The organism is Thauera sp. 27, from assembly GCF_000310125.2.
In the GTDB taxonomy this organism is placed as follows: Bacteria; Pseudomonadota; Gammaproteobacteria; order Burkholderiales; family Rhodocyclaceae; genus Thauera; species Thauera mechernichensis.
This window is the reverse complement of the sequence record NZ_AMXB01000062.1, coordinates 1-15,425: the sequence shown is the minus strand read 5'-3', so window position 1 is coordinate 15,425 and position 15,425 is coordinate 1. Positions and strand designations below refer to the sequence as shown.

At 65.6% G+C, this 15,425-nt stretch carries 12 protein-coding genes and 2 riboswitches; of the genes, 7 read left to right on the top strand and 5 right to left on the bottom strand.

The window, feature by feature from the left end:
* The 6 genes from lpxK to B447_RS20420 form a co-directional block, all read left to right on the top strand.
* Positions 1 to 955, top strand: a 955-nt coding sequence (gene lpxK / locus B447_RS20445; RefSeq protein ID WP_002945397.1) for a tetraacyldisaccharide 4'-kinase, incomplete at its 5' end; no start/stop codon positions are given.
* Positions 936 to 1,139, top strand: a complete 204-nt coding sequence (locus B447_RS20440) for a Trm112 family protein (RefSeq protein WP_002927703.1) — start codon at positions 936 to 938, stop codon at positions 1,137 to 1,139. The genes lpxK and B447_RS20440, both read left to right, overlap by 20 nt.
* A gap of 14 nt (positions 1,140 to 1,153) precedes the next feature.
* Positions 1,154 to 1,924 (top strand): 3-deoxy-manno-octulosonate cytidylyltransferase, encoded by a 771-nt coding sequence (gene kdsB / locus B447_RS20435; RefSeq protein ID WP_037983289.1) that lies wholly within the window; start codon positions 1,154 to 1,156, stop codon positions 1,922 to 1,924.
* A 90-nt stretch (positions 1,925 to 2,014) separates the two neighbouring features.
* A complete protein-coding gene (gene adk, locus B447_RS20430; protein ID WP_002927699.1) occupies positions 2,015 to 2,668 on the top strand; it encodes an adenylate kinase in 654 nt (217 codons plus the stop codon).
* 145 nt (positions 2,669 to 2,813) lie between these two features.
* On the top strand, positions 2,814 to 4,070 hold the full coding sequence (locus B447_RS20425) for a 6-phosphofructokinase (protein WP_002945384.1): 1,257 nt from the start codon (positions 2,814 to 2,816) through the stop codon (positions 4,068 to 4,070).
* A gap of 52 nt (positions 4,071 to 4,122) precedes the next feature.
* The gene (locus B447_RS20420; RefSeq protein WP_002945382.1) at positions 4,123 to 5,460 is read left to right on the top strand and encodes an SLC13 family permease; all 1,338 of its coding nucleotides are present in this window, start codon (positions 4,123 to 4,125) and stop codon (positions 5,458 to 5,460) included.
* Between the two features lie 9 nt (positions 5,461 to 5,469).
* On the opposite strand, the gene B447_RS20415 is transcribed toward B447_RS20420, so the two are convergent.
* A complete protein-coding gene (locus B447_RS20415) occupies positions 5,470 to 8,082 on the bottom strand; it encodes a glycosyltransferase (RefSeq protein ID WP_198291847.1) in 2,613 nt (870 codons plus the stop codon).
* Positions 8,083 to 8,347: 265 nt separating this feature from the next.
* Here B447_RS20415 and B447_RS20410 point away from each other — a divergent pair, with 265 nt between their 5' ends.
* The gene (locus B447_RS20410; RefSeq protein WP_232431689.1) at positions 8,348 to 8,734 is read left to right on the top strand and encodes a hypothetical protein; all 387 of its coding nucleotides are present in this window, start codon (positions 8,348 to 8,350) and stop codon (positions 8,732 to 8,734) included.
* Here B447_RS20410 and B447_RS20405 read toward each other — a convergent pair.
* From B447_RS20405 to gcvT, 4 genes are all read right to left on the bottom strand, one after another.
* Positions 8,669 to 10,285 carry a glycoside hydrolase family 17 protein gene (locus B447_RS20405; RefSeq protein ID WP_002945373.1) on the bottom strand — a complete coding sequence of 539 codons (1,617 nt, stop codon included), beginning with the start codon at positions 10,283 to 10,285 and terminating at the stop codon, positions 8,669 to 8,671. The genes B447_RS20410 and B447_RS20405 overlap by 66 nt on opposite strands.
* A 163-nt stretch (positions 10,286 to 10,448) precedes the next feature.
* Complete coding sequence (gcvP, locus tag B447_RS20400) at positions 10,449 to 13,343, bottom strand: aminomethyl-transferring glycine dehydrogenase (RefSeq protein ID WP_002945370.1); 2,895 nt, start codon at positions 13,341 to 13,343, stop codon at positions 10,449 to 10,451.
* 2 nt (positions 13,344 to 13,345) lie between these two features.
* Complete coding sequence (gene gcvH / locus B447_RS20395; protein ID WP_002927686.1) at positions 13,346 to 13,732, bottom strand: glycine cleavage system protein GcvH; 387 nt, start codon at positions 13,730 to 13,732, stop codon at positions 13,346 to 13,348.
* A 98-nt stretch (positions 13,733 to 13,830) separates the two neighbouring features.
* Positions 13,831 to 14,922, bottom strand: a complete 1,092-nt coding sequence (gene gcvT, locus B447_RS20390) for a glycine cleavage system aminomethyltransferase GcvT (RefSeq protein ID WP_002945364.1) — start codon at positions 14,920 to 14,922, stop codon at positions 13,831 to 13,833.
* A gap of 55 nt (positions 14,923 to 14,977) precedes the next feature.
* Positions 14,978 to 15,111: riboswitch (glycine riboswitch) on the bottom strand.
* Positions 15,112 to 15,200: riboswitch (glycine riboswitch) on the bottom strand. It lies immediately after the preceding riboswitch.
* Between the last annotated feature and the right edge of the window lie 225 nt (positions 15,201 to 15,425).

Genomic DNA, 15,425 nt, shown 5'->3' with positions numbered 1-15,425 from the left:
CGCGTGCGCGCTGCGGCCGCTGTCGGCGCTGTTCGGTGCGCTCGCGCGTCGGCGGCGCGCGCGCGTGCGCGCTCAGCGCCTGCCGGTGCCGGTGGTCATCGTTGGCAACATCGCAGTGGGCGGCAGTGGCAAGACGCCGGTCGTGGCCTGGCTGGTCGAGGTATTGCGCGCGGCCGGCTGGCAGCCGGGGATCGTGAGTCGCGGCCACGGCGGCAGCGTGCAGGGCGTCGCGGCAGTGCCGGCCGATGGTGACCCGGCGACGTTCGGCGACGAACCCGTTCTGCTGGCTCGGATCACCGGGTGCCCATTGGTGGTGGGACGGGACCGGGTGGCGGCCGCGGCGGAGCTGTTGCGGAACACGCCCGCTTGCGACGTGATCGTCGCCGACGACGGTCTGCAGCACTACCGCCTGGGGCGGGACATCGAGATCGCGGTCGTCGACGAGGCCACGCTGGGCAACCGCTGGCTGCTGCCCGCGGGGCCGTTGCGAGAGCCCCTTGCCCGTCTGGCCGAGGTCGATCTCGTGATCGCGCATGGCGAGTTGTCGGCGAGCACGCGCGCGGCGGCGCATGATGTTCCGGTCCATGCCATGCGGCTGGAAGGCGCTGTGCTGCAGGCGGTGAATGAACCGCAGCGCACGCGTGCCCTGGCTGAGTTGAGCGGGCAGAGGGTGCATGCAGTGGCGGGTATTGGTCGCCCGCAGCGCTTTTTCGATCAATTGGCCGAAGCGGGGCTGGAGGTGATTGCACACCCCTTTGCCGACCATCATGCCTTTGTCGCTGAAGACCTTGCCTTCGGCGATGCAAGGCCGATCCTGATGACGGCCAAGGATGCGGTAAAATGCCGGGCTTTCGCGCCTGCCGACAGCTGGGAGCTACCGGTGAAGGCGCAGATCGGCGTCGATGCCGCCACACGCATCCTGGAGAAACTCGAAGATGGACCCACGACTGCTTGAGATCCTCGTCTGCCCGTTGTGCAAGGGGCCGCTCGACTTCCTGGCCGACAAGCAGGAATTGGTGTGCAAGGCCGATCGCCTGGCCTACCCCATACGTGACGGCATTCCGGTCATGCTGGATGAGGAAGCACGCGCGATGAGCGCCGAAGAGGTCGACGCTTTGCGCGACCCCCGCCGCTGCTGAGCCGGACGGGCGCCATGACAGCGTTTCGGATCGTGGTTCCGGCGCGTTATGCGTCGACACGACTGCCGGCCAAGCCTTTGGCCGACATCTGTGGAAAGCCGATGATCGTGCGTGTGCTCGAGCGTGTGCGCGCAGCGGGGGCTGCCGAGGTTCTGGTGGCGACCGATCACGACGGCGTTCGCGATGCCGTGAGTGCGGCGGGCGGTGTCGTGGTGATGACCCGTTCAGATCATCCGAGTGGTACCGATCGTCTCGCCGAGGTGGCTGAGCTGTGCGCGTGGGCCGACGAGGACATCATCGTCAATGTTCAGGGCGACGAGCCCTTGATCGACACTGCAGTCGTTGCTGCCGTTGCCGAAGCGCTCGCCCGGGATGCTGAATGCGCGATTGCGACGGCTGCCCACCCGCTCGCAGATGCGGCCGAGGTTTTCAATCCCAACGTGGTCAAGGTTGTCTGTGATGCCGCGGGGCGAGCGCTGTACTTCTCGCGCGCGCCGATCCCGTGGGCGCGCGATGCCTGGGCGGAGGCGCGCACCGGGTTGCCGGCCGGGCTGCCCATGCTGCGCCACGTTGGCCTCTATGCCTATCGCGTCGGCTTTCTGCGCCGTTATGCCAGCCTCGCGCCGTCTCCGCTCGAGCACTGGGAGGCGCTGGAACAGTTGCGGGCGCTCTGGCATGGCTACCGTATCGGTGTGCTCGAACTCGACCATGCGCCTGCAGCAGGGGTGGACACCATGGAGGACCTCGAGCGTGTACGGGCAATTTATGCCAGTGGCGCTGTTTGACCGCCGCGACCTGCGTCGGTTAAGTTTCGGCCTGTTCATCAATCAATAATCAATCGGCCTCGTCCAGGGCCGTCAATTTCGGGAGGGTGTATGCGACTGATTCTTTTGGGGCCGCCGGGTGCCGGCAAGGGGACGCAAGCCAACTTCATCAAGGAGAAGTTCGGCATTCCGCAGATCTCCACCGGTGACATGCTGCGCGCAGCGGTCAAGGCGGGCACGCCGCTCGGCATCGAGGCCAAGAAGGTGATGGATGCCGGCGGCCTGGTTTCCGACGACATCATCATCGGCCTGGTGAAGGATCGCCTTTTGCAGGATGACTGCAAGGCCGGCTATATGTTCGACGGCTTCCCGCGCACCATCCCGCAGGCAGATGCAATGAAGGACGCCGGTGTGCCGATCGACTTCGTGCTCGAGATCGATGTGCCCGACAGCGAGATCGTCGAACGCATGAGCGGGCGCCGCGCCCACCTCGCCTCGGGTCGCACCTACCATGTCAAATACAACCCGCCCAAGGTCGAAGGCAAGGATGACGTGACCGGCGAGGATCTGGTGCAGCGCGACGATGACAAGGAAGAGACGGTGAAGAAGCGTCTCGATGTCTACCATGCGCAGACCAAGCCGCTCGTCGAGTACTACGGCAAGTGGGCCGCCTCCGGCGACGCCAATGCTCCCAAGGTGCGCAAGATCTCGGGTCTCGGCCCGGTCGAGGAGATTACCGCGAACGCTTTCGCAGCGCTCAAGTAATCTTCTCTGGATCGTGGGCGGGCCGGTGTGTGTACTGGCCAGCTCTCTCGCGCGGCCGCGCCGGATTCGGTGGCGGCCGCGTTTGTTTTGATGCTGCGGCGAGATGGTTGCTTCGGCAACGGATTTCGTCGGGAGGTCTGGCGCGATGACGCATTCGAACCTGCTCTATGCGCATTCGGGCGGCGTGACCGCCGTCATCAACGCGACCGCGGCGGCGGTGATCGAGACCGCGCGCAGCTACGCACCACGCATCGGAAAGGTGCTGGCAGCGCATCGCGGTATTGGTGGCGTGCTCGCCGAGGATCTGATCGATACGGATGCGCTCGACGAGACCGCGCTCGAGCGCCTGGCTCGTACGCCGGGCGGTGCTTTCGGCTCATGTCGGTTCGACCTGCCGCGGGACGATGGCGGAGCAGTGATGGATCGCCTGTTCGCAGTGTTCGACGCCCACCGCATCGGCTACCTGCTCTACAACGGCGGAAACGGTTCGATGGACGCGGTGGCGCGCCTGCATGACGAAGCGTTGCGCCGTGGCCATCCTCTGCAGTGTGTCGGCGTTCCGAAGACGGTGGACAACGATATCGTCGGCACCGACTGCTGCCCGGGCTTCGGCTCTGCCGCCAAGTACCTCGCAACCTCGATGCTGGAAGCCGGGCTCGACATTGCGTCGATGGTCGGACGCAAGGGTAGCGTCTTCGTACTCGAGGTGATGGGGCGCAACACGGGCTGGCTGGCCGCGGCTACCGCGCTTGCCGCTGACGGCGATCCCGAGCGCGCGCCACATGTGGTGCTGCTGCCGGAGGTGGGGTTCGATGAGGCGCGCTTCCTGCAACGTGTGCGCGAGACGACCGAGCGGCTCGGCTATTGCACGGTGACGGTGTCAGAGGGCATCCGCCGCGCTGACGGCAGTCTGCTCATGGAGAAGTCGCGCGACCCGCGTGGTTACGTCCAACTCGGCGGCGCAGGGTCGGCAATCGCACGCCTGCTCCATGAGCAACTCGGTTACAAGCATCATTGGGCGATCCCGGACTACCTGCAGCGTGCGAGCGGGCACTGGCTGTCGGCGACCGATCGCGAGCAGGCGATGGCAGTCGGTCGGGCGGCTGTCGAGTATGCGCTTGCTGGCGGCGGTGGCCAGATGTCTGCCATCCGCCGCCTTCAGGATGCCCCTTACCGCTGGGATGTGGTCGCGGTGGACACGCGTCCGATCGCCAATCTCGAGCGTGCCCTGCCGTCTGCCTTCCTGAGCGCAGACGGACTCCACGTCACCCAGGCTGCTTGCGACTACATACGTCCGCTGGTCGAGGGTGAGTTCACCCAGCCGGTGCGTGGCGGCTTGCCGGATTACCGGGCCTTCGAGCTACCCAGGCTGGCGCGTCTGCTGCCAGCCTGGGCTGGCTGAGCGCTTGGCTGCTCGGCGCTGTTTCCCCAATCACTGTCCATAGGGTATCCACTTGTCTCGATCGATCAATCTGCTCATCGCTGGCCTGTTGTTCGTCGGTCTCAACACGTGGCTCGGTTCGGGACTCGGCGCCGCCGGCGCCGGGCTGGCCCTCGTGGCGACGATTGCCTGGTTGTGGATGAGCGAAGCGCTGCATGTCAGCGTCACCGCGCTGCTGGTGCCGCTGCTGGCTGCGGCGAGCGGTGTGCTTGCCTTCGACGAGGCCTTGTTGCAGTTCGCTGATCCGGTGATCTTCCTTTTTCTGGGCGGTTTCGCGCTTGCTGCGGGCCTGCAGCGCCAGGGACTGGATCGATGGATGGCGGGGCAGGTGATGCGGCGTGCCGGGGCGCACTTCGGTCGCGCCGTGCGCTGGATGTTCTGGCTCACTGCCTTCATGTCGATGTGGATCAGCAACACGGCCACGGCCGCGATGATGCTGCCGCTGGCGCTCGGATTGCTGTCGCCCCTGCCGGTCGAGCAGTACCGGCGCACCTGGATGTACGTGCTTCTTGGCGTCGCCTTCTCGGCCAACATCGGTGGCATCGGCACGCTGGTAGGTAGCCCGCCCAATGCGATCGCGGCCTCGAACGTGGGCCTGAGCTTCGCCGGCTGGCTCGCCTGGGGGTTGCCGCTGGTGCTCGTGCTGATGCCACTGATGGAGTTTGCGCTGCGTCGCACGCTGAAGCCCAGGCTCGACATCGTGCTGACTTCGCCGCCGCCGCCCGCAGCGTGGACCGGGCCGCAGAAGGCGATGTTTGGGGTGTTTGGGCTGACCGTCGCACTGTGGGTGTTTGGTGCGCCGCTGGGTGCAATGTTTGGTCTGGTACGCGGTTACGATGCGGCGGTCGCGATCCTCGCGCTTGTCCTTCTGCATGGGCTTGGGCTGGCCAGTTGGCGGGATGTCGAGCGCAGTACCGAGTGGGGCGTGCTGCTGCTGTTCGGGGGCGGGTTGACGCTGAGCAAGGCGCTGGCCGAGAGCGGCGCCGCCGCCTGGCTTGCCGCCCAACTCGGCGGTCCCTTGCAAAGCATGCCGGTGCTGCTTTGCCTGGGGCTGATGATCCTCTTCGCGCTCATCATCACCGAGGTCACCAGCAACACCGCCAGTGCGGCGCTGCTCATTCCGCTGTTCCTTGGACTGGCGCCTCAGGTCGAAAGCGTGCCGCTTGCCGTGCTGGTGGCGGTGGGCACGTCCTGCGCCTTCCTGCTGCCAGTGGCGACACCGCCCAACGCCATCGTGTTCGGTAGCGGCCACGTACCGCAGAAGGTGATGATCAAGGGCGGGCTGGGCGTGACACTGATCGTCTATCCCGCCTTGATCGTCGCTGCGGCGATCGGCTTGGTCCTTTACTGAGCGAAGCGCTCAGGCCTGCGGCTGGAGCACCGTCGCCGCCGCAGCGGGCTTGCGCTCCGGCATGTAGGCGGCAACCTGGCAGAGCACTGCGGCAACGTAGGGAATGCACTGCAGGCATAGGATGCCGACCCACAGTTGAGTCTCCAGGTTGTCTGCGCCGCGCTGCGCGACGAGGGTTGCCGCGCCGAGGAGCAGGGCCACGAGCATGCCGATCTCCTCGCGGATCGGATTGAAGAAGGCCAGTGCGCCGCCGCCGCGCCAGCCTTTGGGGGTGACGACGAACACGCCTTTCTTCTTGACCAGGCCGGCGAACACGCCGCGCGCGATCGCGTGCGCGAGGCCTACCGACAGGATCGAGGCACCGAGGATGTCCTTCCACGGGCAATCCATGGTGCGCCGGTAGAGGATGGGGCCGAGCGCCGCCTTGAAGGCCATGAAGCCGAGGATGGGCAGCGCGAGTGCGATCACCGGCAGGCCGAAGGCCTTCGGGAACAGCAGGATGCCCAGCGTCCACAGCAGGCTGCCGAACGCGAACACGAGTTGCAGGGCGTCGCCCAGCCACGCGAACCAACCCGTGAGGAAGTGGTAGCGCTGAGCGAGGTTGAGGTTGCTGCGGCCGATCATCTGCGGCAGGTGGGCCTTGAGAATCTGCATTGCGCCGAAGGCCCAGCGGAAGCGCTGGCTCTTGATCGCTGCGAAGCCCGAGGGTGTCAGGCCACGGCCGAGGATATGGTCGACATAACGGGTGTCGTAGCCCTTCTCGATCAGGCGCAGACCGAGTTCGGTGTCCTCGCAGATGCACCATTCGGACCATCCGCCGACCTCTTCGAGCGCCAGGCGGCGCACCAGGGTCATGGTGCCGTGCTGGATCAGCGCGTTGCGCTCGTTGCGGTGGTGCATGCCGATGCGGAAGAAACCGTCGAACTCCCAGTTGCACATGCGCTTGAAGGGTTGGGTCTCCCAGTCGCGGTGGGCCTGAGGTGCTTGTACGACGGCGACGTCGGGTTGGTCGAAGTGGGGGATCAGGCAGGCTAGCCAATCGGGCTCGACCACGTAGTCCGCGTCGACCACGCCCACCACCTCGGCGCGCGGATCGGTGACCTTGAGGCCGTAGTTCAGGGCGCCAGCCTTGAAGCCGGGCCAATTGGCAAGGTGGAAGAAGCGGAAGCGCGGGCCAAGTTCGGCGCAGCGGCGCTCGAGCGGCTTCCACAGCGCCTCGTCGCGGGTGTTGTTGTCGAGCACGAGGACTTCGAAGTTCTCGTAGTTCATCTTCGCCAGACTATCGATGGTCGCGATCACCATCTCCGGCGGCTCGTTGTAGCAGGCGAGGTGGATCGATACGAAGGGTTGCTGGTCGGGGGCGTGCGGCGGCAGCGGCATGAAGCGGCGCTGCCATTTCTTCTTGAACAGCACCTCGCCGAACTCGAAGCCGTGCGACAGCAGCACCGCTGCTGTCATGCAGGTCGCGCCGATGAGCAGCACCAGGCCGATGAGGTCGCGCTGGGTGAGGTAATAGTCCACCGGGACGTTGATGCCGATGATCAGCGTGGACACGCAGGCCTGGATCAGCGCAGCGAGGAAGAGGCGGCCGAACACGCTCCAGCCGGGCAGGAAGAAGGCTGCCAGCATCATCGGGATGAACGCCAGTGCCGCGGCGTTGCTTGCCTTTTGCGACCAGTAGGGATCCCGCTCGACGAGGCCTTCGAGCGCATACTTGAGCTCGCGATCGGCATTGAACATGCCCCAGTAAGGACCCGCCCAGCCTTCGACATCGACCTTCCAGGGTTGGTCGATGGCCTCCATCAGGAAGTAGTCGATGCGCGGGGTGCGCGGGTGGGCGAGAAATTCGCGCACGAAGCGAGCCTGGTTGTCGAGCGAGGGGACCGAGGCGCCGATGGTAGGGCCGCGACTCGGCCAGCCGACCTCGCCGACGACGATCTTCTTGCGTGGGTGCGCCTTGGCGACTTCATCGTAGCGTTGGAAGGCATACTCGACCGCTTCCTCGACCGGCAGGCCTTCGTGATAAGGCAGCAAGTGCACGGTGATGTAGTCGACATGCTTGGCGAGCTCGGGGTAACGCAGCCACACGTGCCAGGGCTCGGCAGTGGATACCGGCTTGCGGATTGCCTTGCGTACCTGGTCGAGGTAGGTGATGAGCTCATCGACTCGCAAATCGCCGCGCAGGATGGCCTCGTTGCCGACCATCACGCGCTCGATGTGGCGCATGCTGCGGGCGGCGTCGATGAGGCCGTCGATCTCGCGAGCGTTCTTGTCCTTGTCGCCATCGAGCCAGGCACCGGCCGTGACCATCATGTCGCGCTCACCCGCCAGCGCCAGCAGGTCGGGCAGGTCATACATGCCGTAGGTGCGCAGGCCGTCCGACATGCGCCCGAGGAGGTCGAGGTCGGAGGCGACATCCTGGCGTGCGGGGTAGCTGCCGCGGAGCGGGCTTTGGTCACGCTGGAAGCCGTTGTAGGCGAAGCCCTTGATACTCTGGTTGGTGCCGATGAACTCGACCCCACGGTTGAACTGCTGCCAGATCCAGTACTGAGCGAAGGCGACCATGGCGGCGATCGCGATGGCGACGGCCAGGCGGACTGCGAACGAAGCGGCGTGTTTCATATTCTTGTCTGGAGCCTTGCTGTGATCGTGCGGCGTGGTGGCCTTGCCCTCGTCTGCGTCGCGTGGTCGCGCCACGTGCAAATGTCGCTTGTGCCGTTGCTGTGACACAATCGCGAACATCGGGCGCGTCCCTTCGGACGGTGAGCCGGGCGCATTTTATGCGCCATTTCAGTCCCTTACGAGCGACGCACGATGCGAATTTGCAACAGCAGGTTTGTGCCGCGCTGCGGCCATGATTTTTAAGGATAAGCCCGGATTGAAGCCATTGGATTTCGACAAACATGCACTTCGGCAGGTCTTGCTCGTGGCCTGTGCAGTTGCCGGGGCAGCGCTCTGGCTGCGACACGGCGTGTTGGAGGCGGGGCTGTTGCCGCGCGACTGCACCAGTGGCGGTGAGCCGCTGTTGTGCCTGCTCAAGGACGCGCTGGTACAGGGCTTCATGCACCAGCGCGTCGGTTGGTTGAGCCTGGCGGCGGGGAGCGCGGCCTTCGTGCTGGGGTGCCGTCGCCTTGCCTGGCTGGGATGGGTCAGTGGCCTGTTGGGACTGGTGTTCTACAGTTATGATCCGGCTGCTGTTGGCACCCTGCTATCCCTGTTGGTGCTCGTGGCTGCGCAGCGCCAGCACCGGCACGGCGAGAGCAAGGCCGCATGACAGCCAGGCGATGGCCTGCGGGTTTGCGGGCTCGCTCAGCCAGCGTGCAATTACGCCAATAACGATGACGGCTGCGCAGGTGCGCTCTGCGATGGTGATGCGGCTGCGCCACCAGCCGATCACGCCGAATACCAGAGCAGGCGCAAGATAGAGCCAGGTGGGGAAGTCGCGATAGCGAGGATCCACCCACAGCAGCAGCGCTGCAACTGCCGCGGCGAACAGGAACAGGCCGCGCAGCAAGCCGACCGACGGCGCCTTGGAGCGCATGCGCTCGGCCCGCCACAAGCTGCGGGCGGCGCTCGCGGTATCGGGTATCGGCTCACCATGCCAGCGCGCCAGTACCAGCGGCAGCAGGCCTGCAAGTGCAGCGATGCCACCGAGCACACTCCATTCGAGCGCGTCGCGGTAGGCGAGATGAGCGTGCTCCCAGTGCAGTACCAAGATCACGCCGCCGACTGCGCCGCAGGCCGTCAGAGCGCTGACGCGAAGGCAGCGCGTCCTGCGTCCGGTGGCTGCGAGCAGGCAGGCGATCAGGCCTCCGAGCAGGGCACCGCCGATGGGGCCGAACAGGCTTTCGCGCTCGACGACAGCGCCCGCAAGTGCGAACTTGGGGTGCAGGCTGCCCGCTTCGAGCAGGCCCCAATGGCCGCCGACCGTGCCTTCCAGACGGCGTTTCCAGGGTTGGTCGATGGCCTCGATGATGTTGTAGTCCCACCCCTCCTGATGCGCCTGGTGTACGAACTCGCGGATATAGCGCGCCTGATTGACCAGGGATGGGCGGGATTGCTCTCTTTGGCGTCCCGCACTCGGCCAACCGGTCTCCCCGATCAGCACGGGCTTGGTGCCGAAATGGATGCCGACCTGGCGGCGAATGTCGGCCACGTGAGTGAGGGCGTGGTCGATATCGACCGGCTCATCCTCCCAGAACGGAAGAATGTGTACGGTGACGAAATCGACCTCCGCCGCGAGTTCATCGTGGCGAGTCCAGAATTCCCAGACGTCGGCGTACGTGACCGGTACCTGCGTGCGAGCCTTCGCGTCGCGGATCAAGGCCTGCATCTCGGCTGGTGTGCGCTCACGGCGCAGCAATACTTCGTTACCGACAATCAGCGCTCGCACGACGTCCGCATTGTCGTTTGCGAGAGTGATTGCGCGCTCGAGTTCCGCTGCGTTCGCGCTCACGTCGTAGCCGATCCAGGCGCCCAGCAGCACCTGCAGACCGAGTGGGCGGGCGAGTTCGGGTACGTGCTCGAGGCCCTGGCTGACCGAGTAGAGGCGCACGCAGCGGGTGATCTCTGCGAGGGCGGCAAGATCGGCTGCGATCTGCTCGCGCTCGATGCGGGTGTCGGGGTCGAGCGGAGTCTGTCCGGGACGGTGGTAGGGGGCGTAGGAGACACACTTGAGCTTCTCGCCAGCCCCGAGGTGCAGGTCGTGCATGGAAACCGGGCGCATCTGCGCGAGCAGGCCGGCAAACAACAGGATGAGCAGGGCGACGCTGGCGGCCAGCAGGGCCGACCAGAGCAGGTTACGGTGCGTGAGTGGGGTGAGCATGAGTCGGGTGAGTGAGCGAGTGGGGGTCTTCTTTTTTGGCTTCATGATAGGCCACTTGCGCACCCGAGTTTGAGGCGGCGGACCCGCAGGGCAAAAAAAAGCCACGCTCGTGGGCGTGGCTTTGCTGCAGTCGAGTGCCTGGGGCATGGCCCCAGGATCGGGCTCAGTCCGCGTAGTCGCTCATCGGCACGCAGGCGCAGAACAGGTTGCGGTCGCCATAGACGTCATCGATGCGGTTGACGCTCGGCCAGAACTTGTTCTCCGCGACCCAGGCCAGGGGGAACACCGCCTGTTCGCGCGAGTACGGGCGGGTCCACTCGCCGATGAAGTCGGCCTGGGTGTGGGGGGCGTTCCTCAGCGGGTTGTCCTCGGCCGGCCAGACGCCGGCCTCGACCTGGCGGATCTCGTCGCGGATCGCGATCATCGCGGCTGCGAAGCGCTCGAGTTCATCGAGGCCTTCGGACTCGGTAGGCTCGACCATGATTGTACCCGGCACCGGGAAGGACATGGTCGGCGCGTGGAAGCCGTAGTCCATCAGGCGCTTGGCGATGTCGACCTCGGAGATGCCGGTCGCGGCCTTGATCGGCCGGATGTCGAGGATGCATTCATGCGCGACGCGGCCCTGGCTGCCGGTGTAGAGCACCGGGTAGTGGTCCTTGAGGCGCTCGGCGAGGTAGTTGGCGTTGAGGATCGCTACCTCGGTCGCGCGCTTGAGGCCCTCTCCGCCCATCATCGTGATGTACATCCACGAGATCGGCAGGATGCTGGCGGAGCCGAAAGGCGCGGCCGAGACTGCGCCCTGGCCCAGGTTGGGACGGTCAGCGCCGCCCGTGGGCTGCACTACGTGGTCGGCCATGAAGGGCGCGAGGTGTGCGGCGAGGCCGATCGGCCCCATGCCCGGACCGCCGCCGCCGTGCGGGATGCAGAAGGTCTTGTGCAGGTTCATGTGCGACACGTCGGCACCGATCGTTGCCGGGGAGGTAAGGCCGACCTGGGCGTTGAGGTTGGCGCCGTCCATGTACACCTGGCCACCATGGGCATGGACGATGGCGCAGATCTCGCGGATCGATTCCTCGAACACGCCGTGCGTGGACGGGTAGGTGATCATCAGCGCTGCCAGCTGGGCAGCGTGCTTTTCGGCCTTGGCCTCGAGGTCGGCGACGTCCACGTTGCCGTTGTCGTCGCATTCGACCACCACCACCTGCATGCCGCACATCTGCGCGGTGGCCGGGTTGGTGCCGTGGGCAGACTTGGGAATCAGGCACACGTTGCGATGCGCCTCGCCGCGGCTGGCGTGATAGCGCGCGATCGCCACCAAGCCGGCGTACTCGCCCTGCGCGCCCGAGTTGGGCTGCATGCAGATCGCCGGGAAGCCGGTGACGGCACGCAGGTAGTCGGCCAAGCCCTCGATCATCTCGAGGTAGCCGGTAGCCTGTTCGCGGGGTGCGAACGGGTGCAGGTTGGCGAATGCCGGCCAGGTCACCGGGATCATCTCGCTGGTGGCGTTGAGCTTCATCGTGCACGAGCCGAGCGAGATCATCGAGTGATCGAGCGCAAGGTCGCGGTTCTGCAGCTTCTTGAGGTAGCGCAGCATCTCGTGCTCGGTGTGGTGCGTGTTGAATACCGGATGCGCCAGGATGGGGTCGGTGCGCAGCACCTCGGCGGGCAGGTTGCCGCCGCTCTGGGCGAGACGGGCGTCGAGCGCCGCGAGGTCGGCGTGGAGGCCGAAGCACTCGAGCACGCGGACGAGGTCGTCGCGGGTGGTTGTTTCATCCACGGCCAGCCCGAGGGTCGTGCCCGAAGCGACATGCAGGTTGTAGCCGGCATTTGCGGCTGCAGCGGCGATGGCCGGCGCGCGTGCGCCTGCATCGACCTGGATGGTGTCGAAGAAGGCGTCGGCATTGACGGTGAAGCCGCCCTCGCGCAGCGCTGCGGCGAGCAGTGCCGTCAGGCGATGGATGCGTGCTGCGATCGTGCGCAGGCCTTGCGGACCGTGATACACGGCATAGAAACCCGCCATGTTGGCGAGCAGGACCTGCGAGGTGCAGATGTTGGAGTTGGCCTTCTCGCGCCGGATGTGCTGCTCGCGCGTCTGCAGCGTCATGCGCAGCGCGGTCTTGCCGCGGGTGTCCTTCGAGACACCGATGATGCGGCCAGGCATCGAGCGCACGAAGGCTTCGCGGGTGGCGAAGAAGGCCGCGTGCGGGCCGCCGAAACCCATCGGTACGCCGAAGCGCTGCGCCGAGCCGAGTGCGATGTCTGCGCCCATTGCTCCCGGGCTCTTGAGCAGGACCAGCGCCATGAGGTCGCTGGCCACCGCGACGATTGTGCCCTTCGCCTTGAGTGCGGCGATCGGGGCCGACAGGTCGATCACCTCGCCGCGTGCGTTGGGGTACTGCAACAAGGCGCCAAAGGCGTCGTGTGCGGCGGCTTCTTGCGCCTTGCCGAACACCAGCTCGTAACCGAAGTAGTGCGCACGTGTGCGCACCACGTCGATGGTCTGCGGGAAGCAGGCTTCGTCGATGAAGAAGACGTTCGACTTGGACTTCGACACCCGGCGCGCCATGGTCATTGCTTCCGCGGCAGCTGTGGCCTCGTCGAGCAGGGACGCATTGGCAAGCTCCAGCCCGGTGAGATCGATCACCATCTGCTGGTAGTTGAGCAGTGCCTCCAGGCGGCCCTGGGCGATCTCGGCCTGGTAGGGTGTGTACGCGGTGTACCAGCCCGGGTTTTCCATCACGTTGCGCAGGATCACGGCCGGCGTGTGGGTGCCGTAGTAGCCCTGACCGATCAGGGACTTCCTGACCACGTTGTTGGCAGCGATGGTCTGGAGCCTGGCGAGCGCTTCATGCTCGGGGACTGCGGGCGCCAGCGGGAGCGCCTGCGCCAGGCGGATGCCGGCGGGGACGGTCTGCGCGATCAGCGCGTCGATGTCACGCACGCCGATCGTCGCGCACATGCGGGCGATCTGCTCGGTATCGGGGCCGATGTGGCGACTGATGAAGGCGTTGCGCTGCTCCAGTGCAGCGAGCGGGGCGGAAAGCAGGGTGTCGGTCATGGTCAGGCCTGGGCGATTTCCGCTTCGTAGCCGGCAGCATCCATCAGGGCGCCGACGTCGTCCGGGTTTGCGGGCTTGAGCTTGAACAGCCAGGCGCCGTAGGCGTCGGCGTTGACGCTCTCGGGGGCGTCGGCCACATCCTGGTTGTTGGCGATGACTTCGCCTGCCACGGGGGCGTAGATGTCGGAGGCGGCCTTGACCGACTCGATCACGGCACATGCCTCGCCTGCGCTCAGATTGCGGCCAGCTTCAGGCAGCTCGAGGAAGACCACGTCGCCGAGCGCCTCCTGGGCGTGGTCGGTGACGCCGATGGTCAGCGTGCCATCGGCCTCGGCACGGATCCATTCGTGGGACTTGGTGTACTTCAGTTCTGCGGGAACCTTGCTCATTCTCTTCTCCAGGTGTTGGGGGCGGTCATGCGACGACGCCCGGTCGGGTTGATTCTTCAGGTAGGTAAGGCTGGGGCCCACGTCGGCCTGACGCGGCGTCAGACAAGGATCTGTCCGTTGCGCACGAAGGGCAGCTTGACGGTGCGAGCTTTGAGGCGCTTGCCGCGCACTTCGACTTCGACCTCTTCGCCGGCTGCGGTTGCGAGCGGCATGCGAGCGAAGGCGACCGATTTCTCCAGCGTAGGCGAGAAGCTGCCGCTGGTGGTCTCGCCCTCGCCGGCAGCGGAGAAGACCTTCATGTGCGAGCGCAGCACACCCTTGTCCTCCAGTACAAGGCCGAGCAGTCGCTGGGTGCCGGGGTTTGCATCGAGTGCCGCGCGGCCGACGAAGTCGCGCTCCGGGTCCTTGAGGTCCACCGTCCATGACAGGCCGGCGTTCAGCGGCGATACGCCGTCGTCCATATCCTGGCCGTAGAGGTTCATGCCCGCCTCAAGGCGCAAGGTGTCGCGTGCGCCAAGGCCGCAGGGCTTGACCCCGGCCGCGAGCAGGGCATTCCACATTGCCTCGACGCGGCTCGCGGGGACGGCGATCTCCAGCCCGTCCTCGCCGGTGTAGCCGGTGCGGGCAATGAGCAGGTCGCCCGCCCTCACCCCGCTGAAGGGTGATGGTATGCCTCGCGAGGTTGATAGCTCGGGCAAGGCCGCTTGTGCGCGCTCGATCGCACGCGGCCCCTGAACTGCAATCATCGCCAGGTCACGACGCGCCTGCAGTGTGACATTGGCGGCAATGGTCGCGATGCGCTTGCGCATCCATGCAACGTCCTTGTCCGCCGTGCCGGCGTTCACGACGATGCGGTAGTCGGCATCGCTGAACCGATAGACGATCAGGTCGTCTATCACACCGCCTTGCTCGTTGAGCATGCAACTGTACAAGGCCTTGCCAGCATCCTTGAGCTTGCTCACATCGTTGGCGAGGAGGTTGCGGAGAAAGGGCGTGGCGTCCGGACCTGCGAGATCCAGGGCGAGCATGTGAGACACGTCGAACATACCGGCGTCGCGGCGAACGGCGTGATGTTCTTCTATCTGGGAGCCATAGTTGACCGGCATGTCCCAGCCGGCAAAATCGACCATACGTGCACCGGATGCGATATGGGCGGCGTGCAGTGGGGTCTGCTTGGCAGGTGTGTTCATTAGAGTGGGCTCCGCGTGGTGAACGAAAAAAGGGCGAACGCGGCCGTCTGCCAGGTTCGCCCCATCTGTCCCTTGTACCTGAGAGATTTCGTCCTGCGCGTATACATATATGTAAGTACGCGTCAGGGCGGGTGCCCCTTCGGTGGATACGCCTGCCGCGCCTGCGGCCGTATCGCTCTCCAGACTTGTGATTCGCACGCGGTCCGTTGTGCCTGAGCGGTTCCGGGGGGTTGCGCCTTCGGCGACTCCATACGGGAGTTCTCTCCCGCGTGACGCGCGGACGATAACATTGCTGGCCGCAGAACGGCAACCGCGCCTTTGCAGGGTCTCGCCGCCTCGATGTACATGGAAGGGTGCGAGCCCGGGTCGCGGCGGCATGTGCTAGCCATATCAAGCAAGGAAAGGTGGCGATCAGGCGCTGTGCTCATGCATCCATTTAAAACCTTGATCGTTATTTTTCTTGACGGTCTGGATTGGGTGTCTATAATGCGCACCTCTTCAGC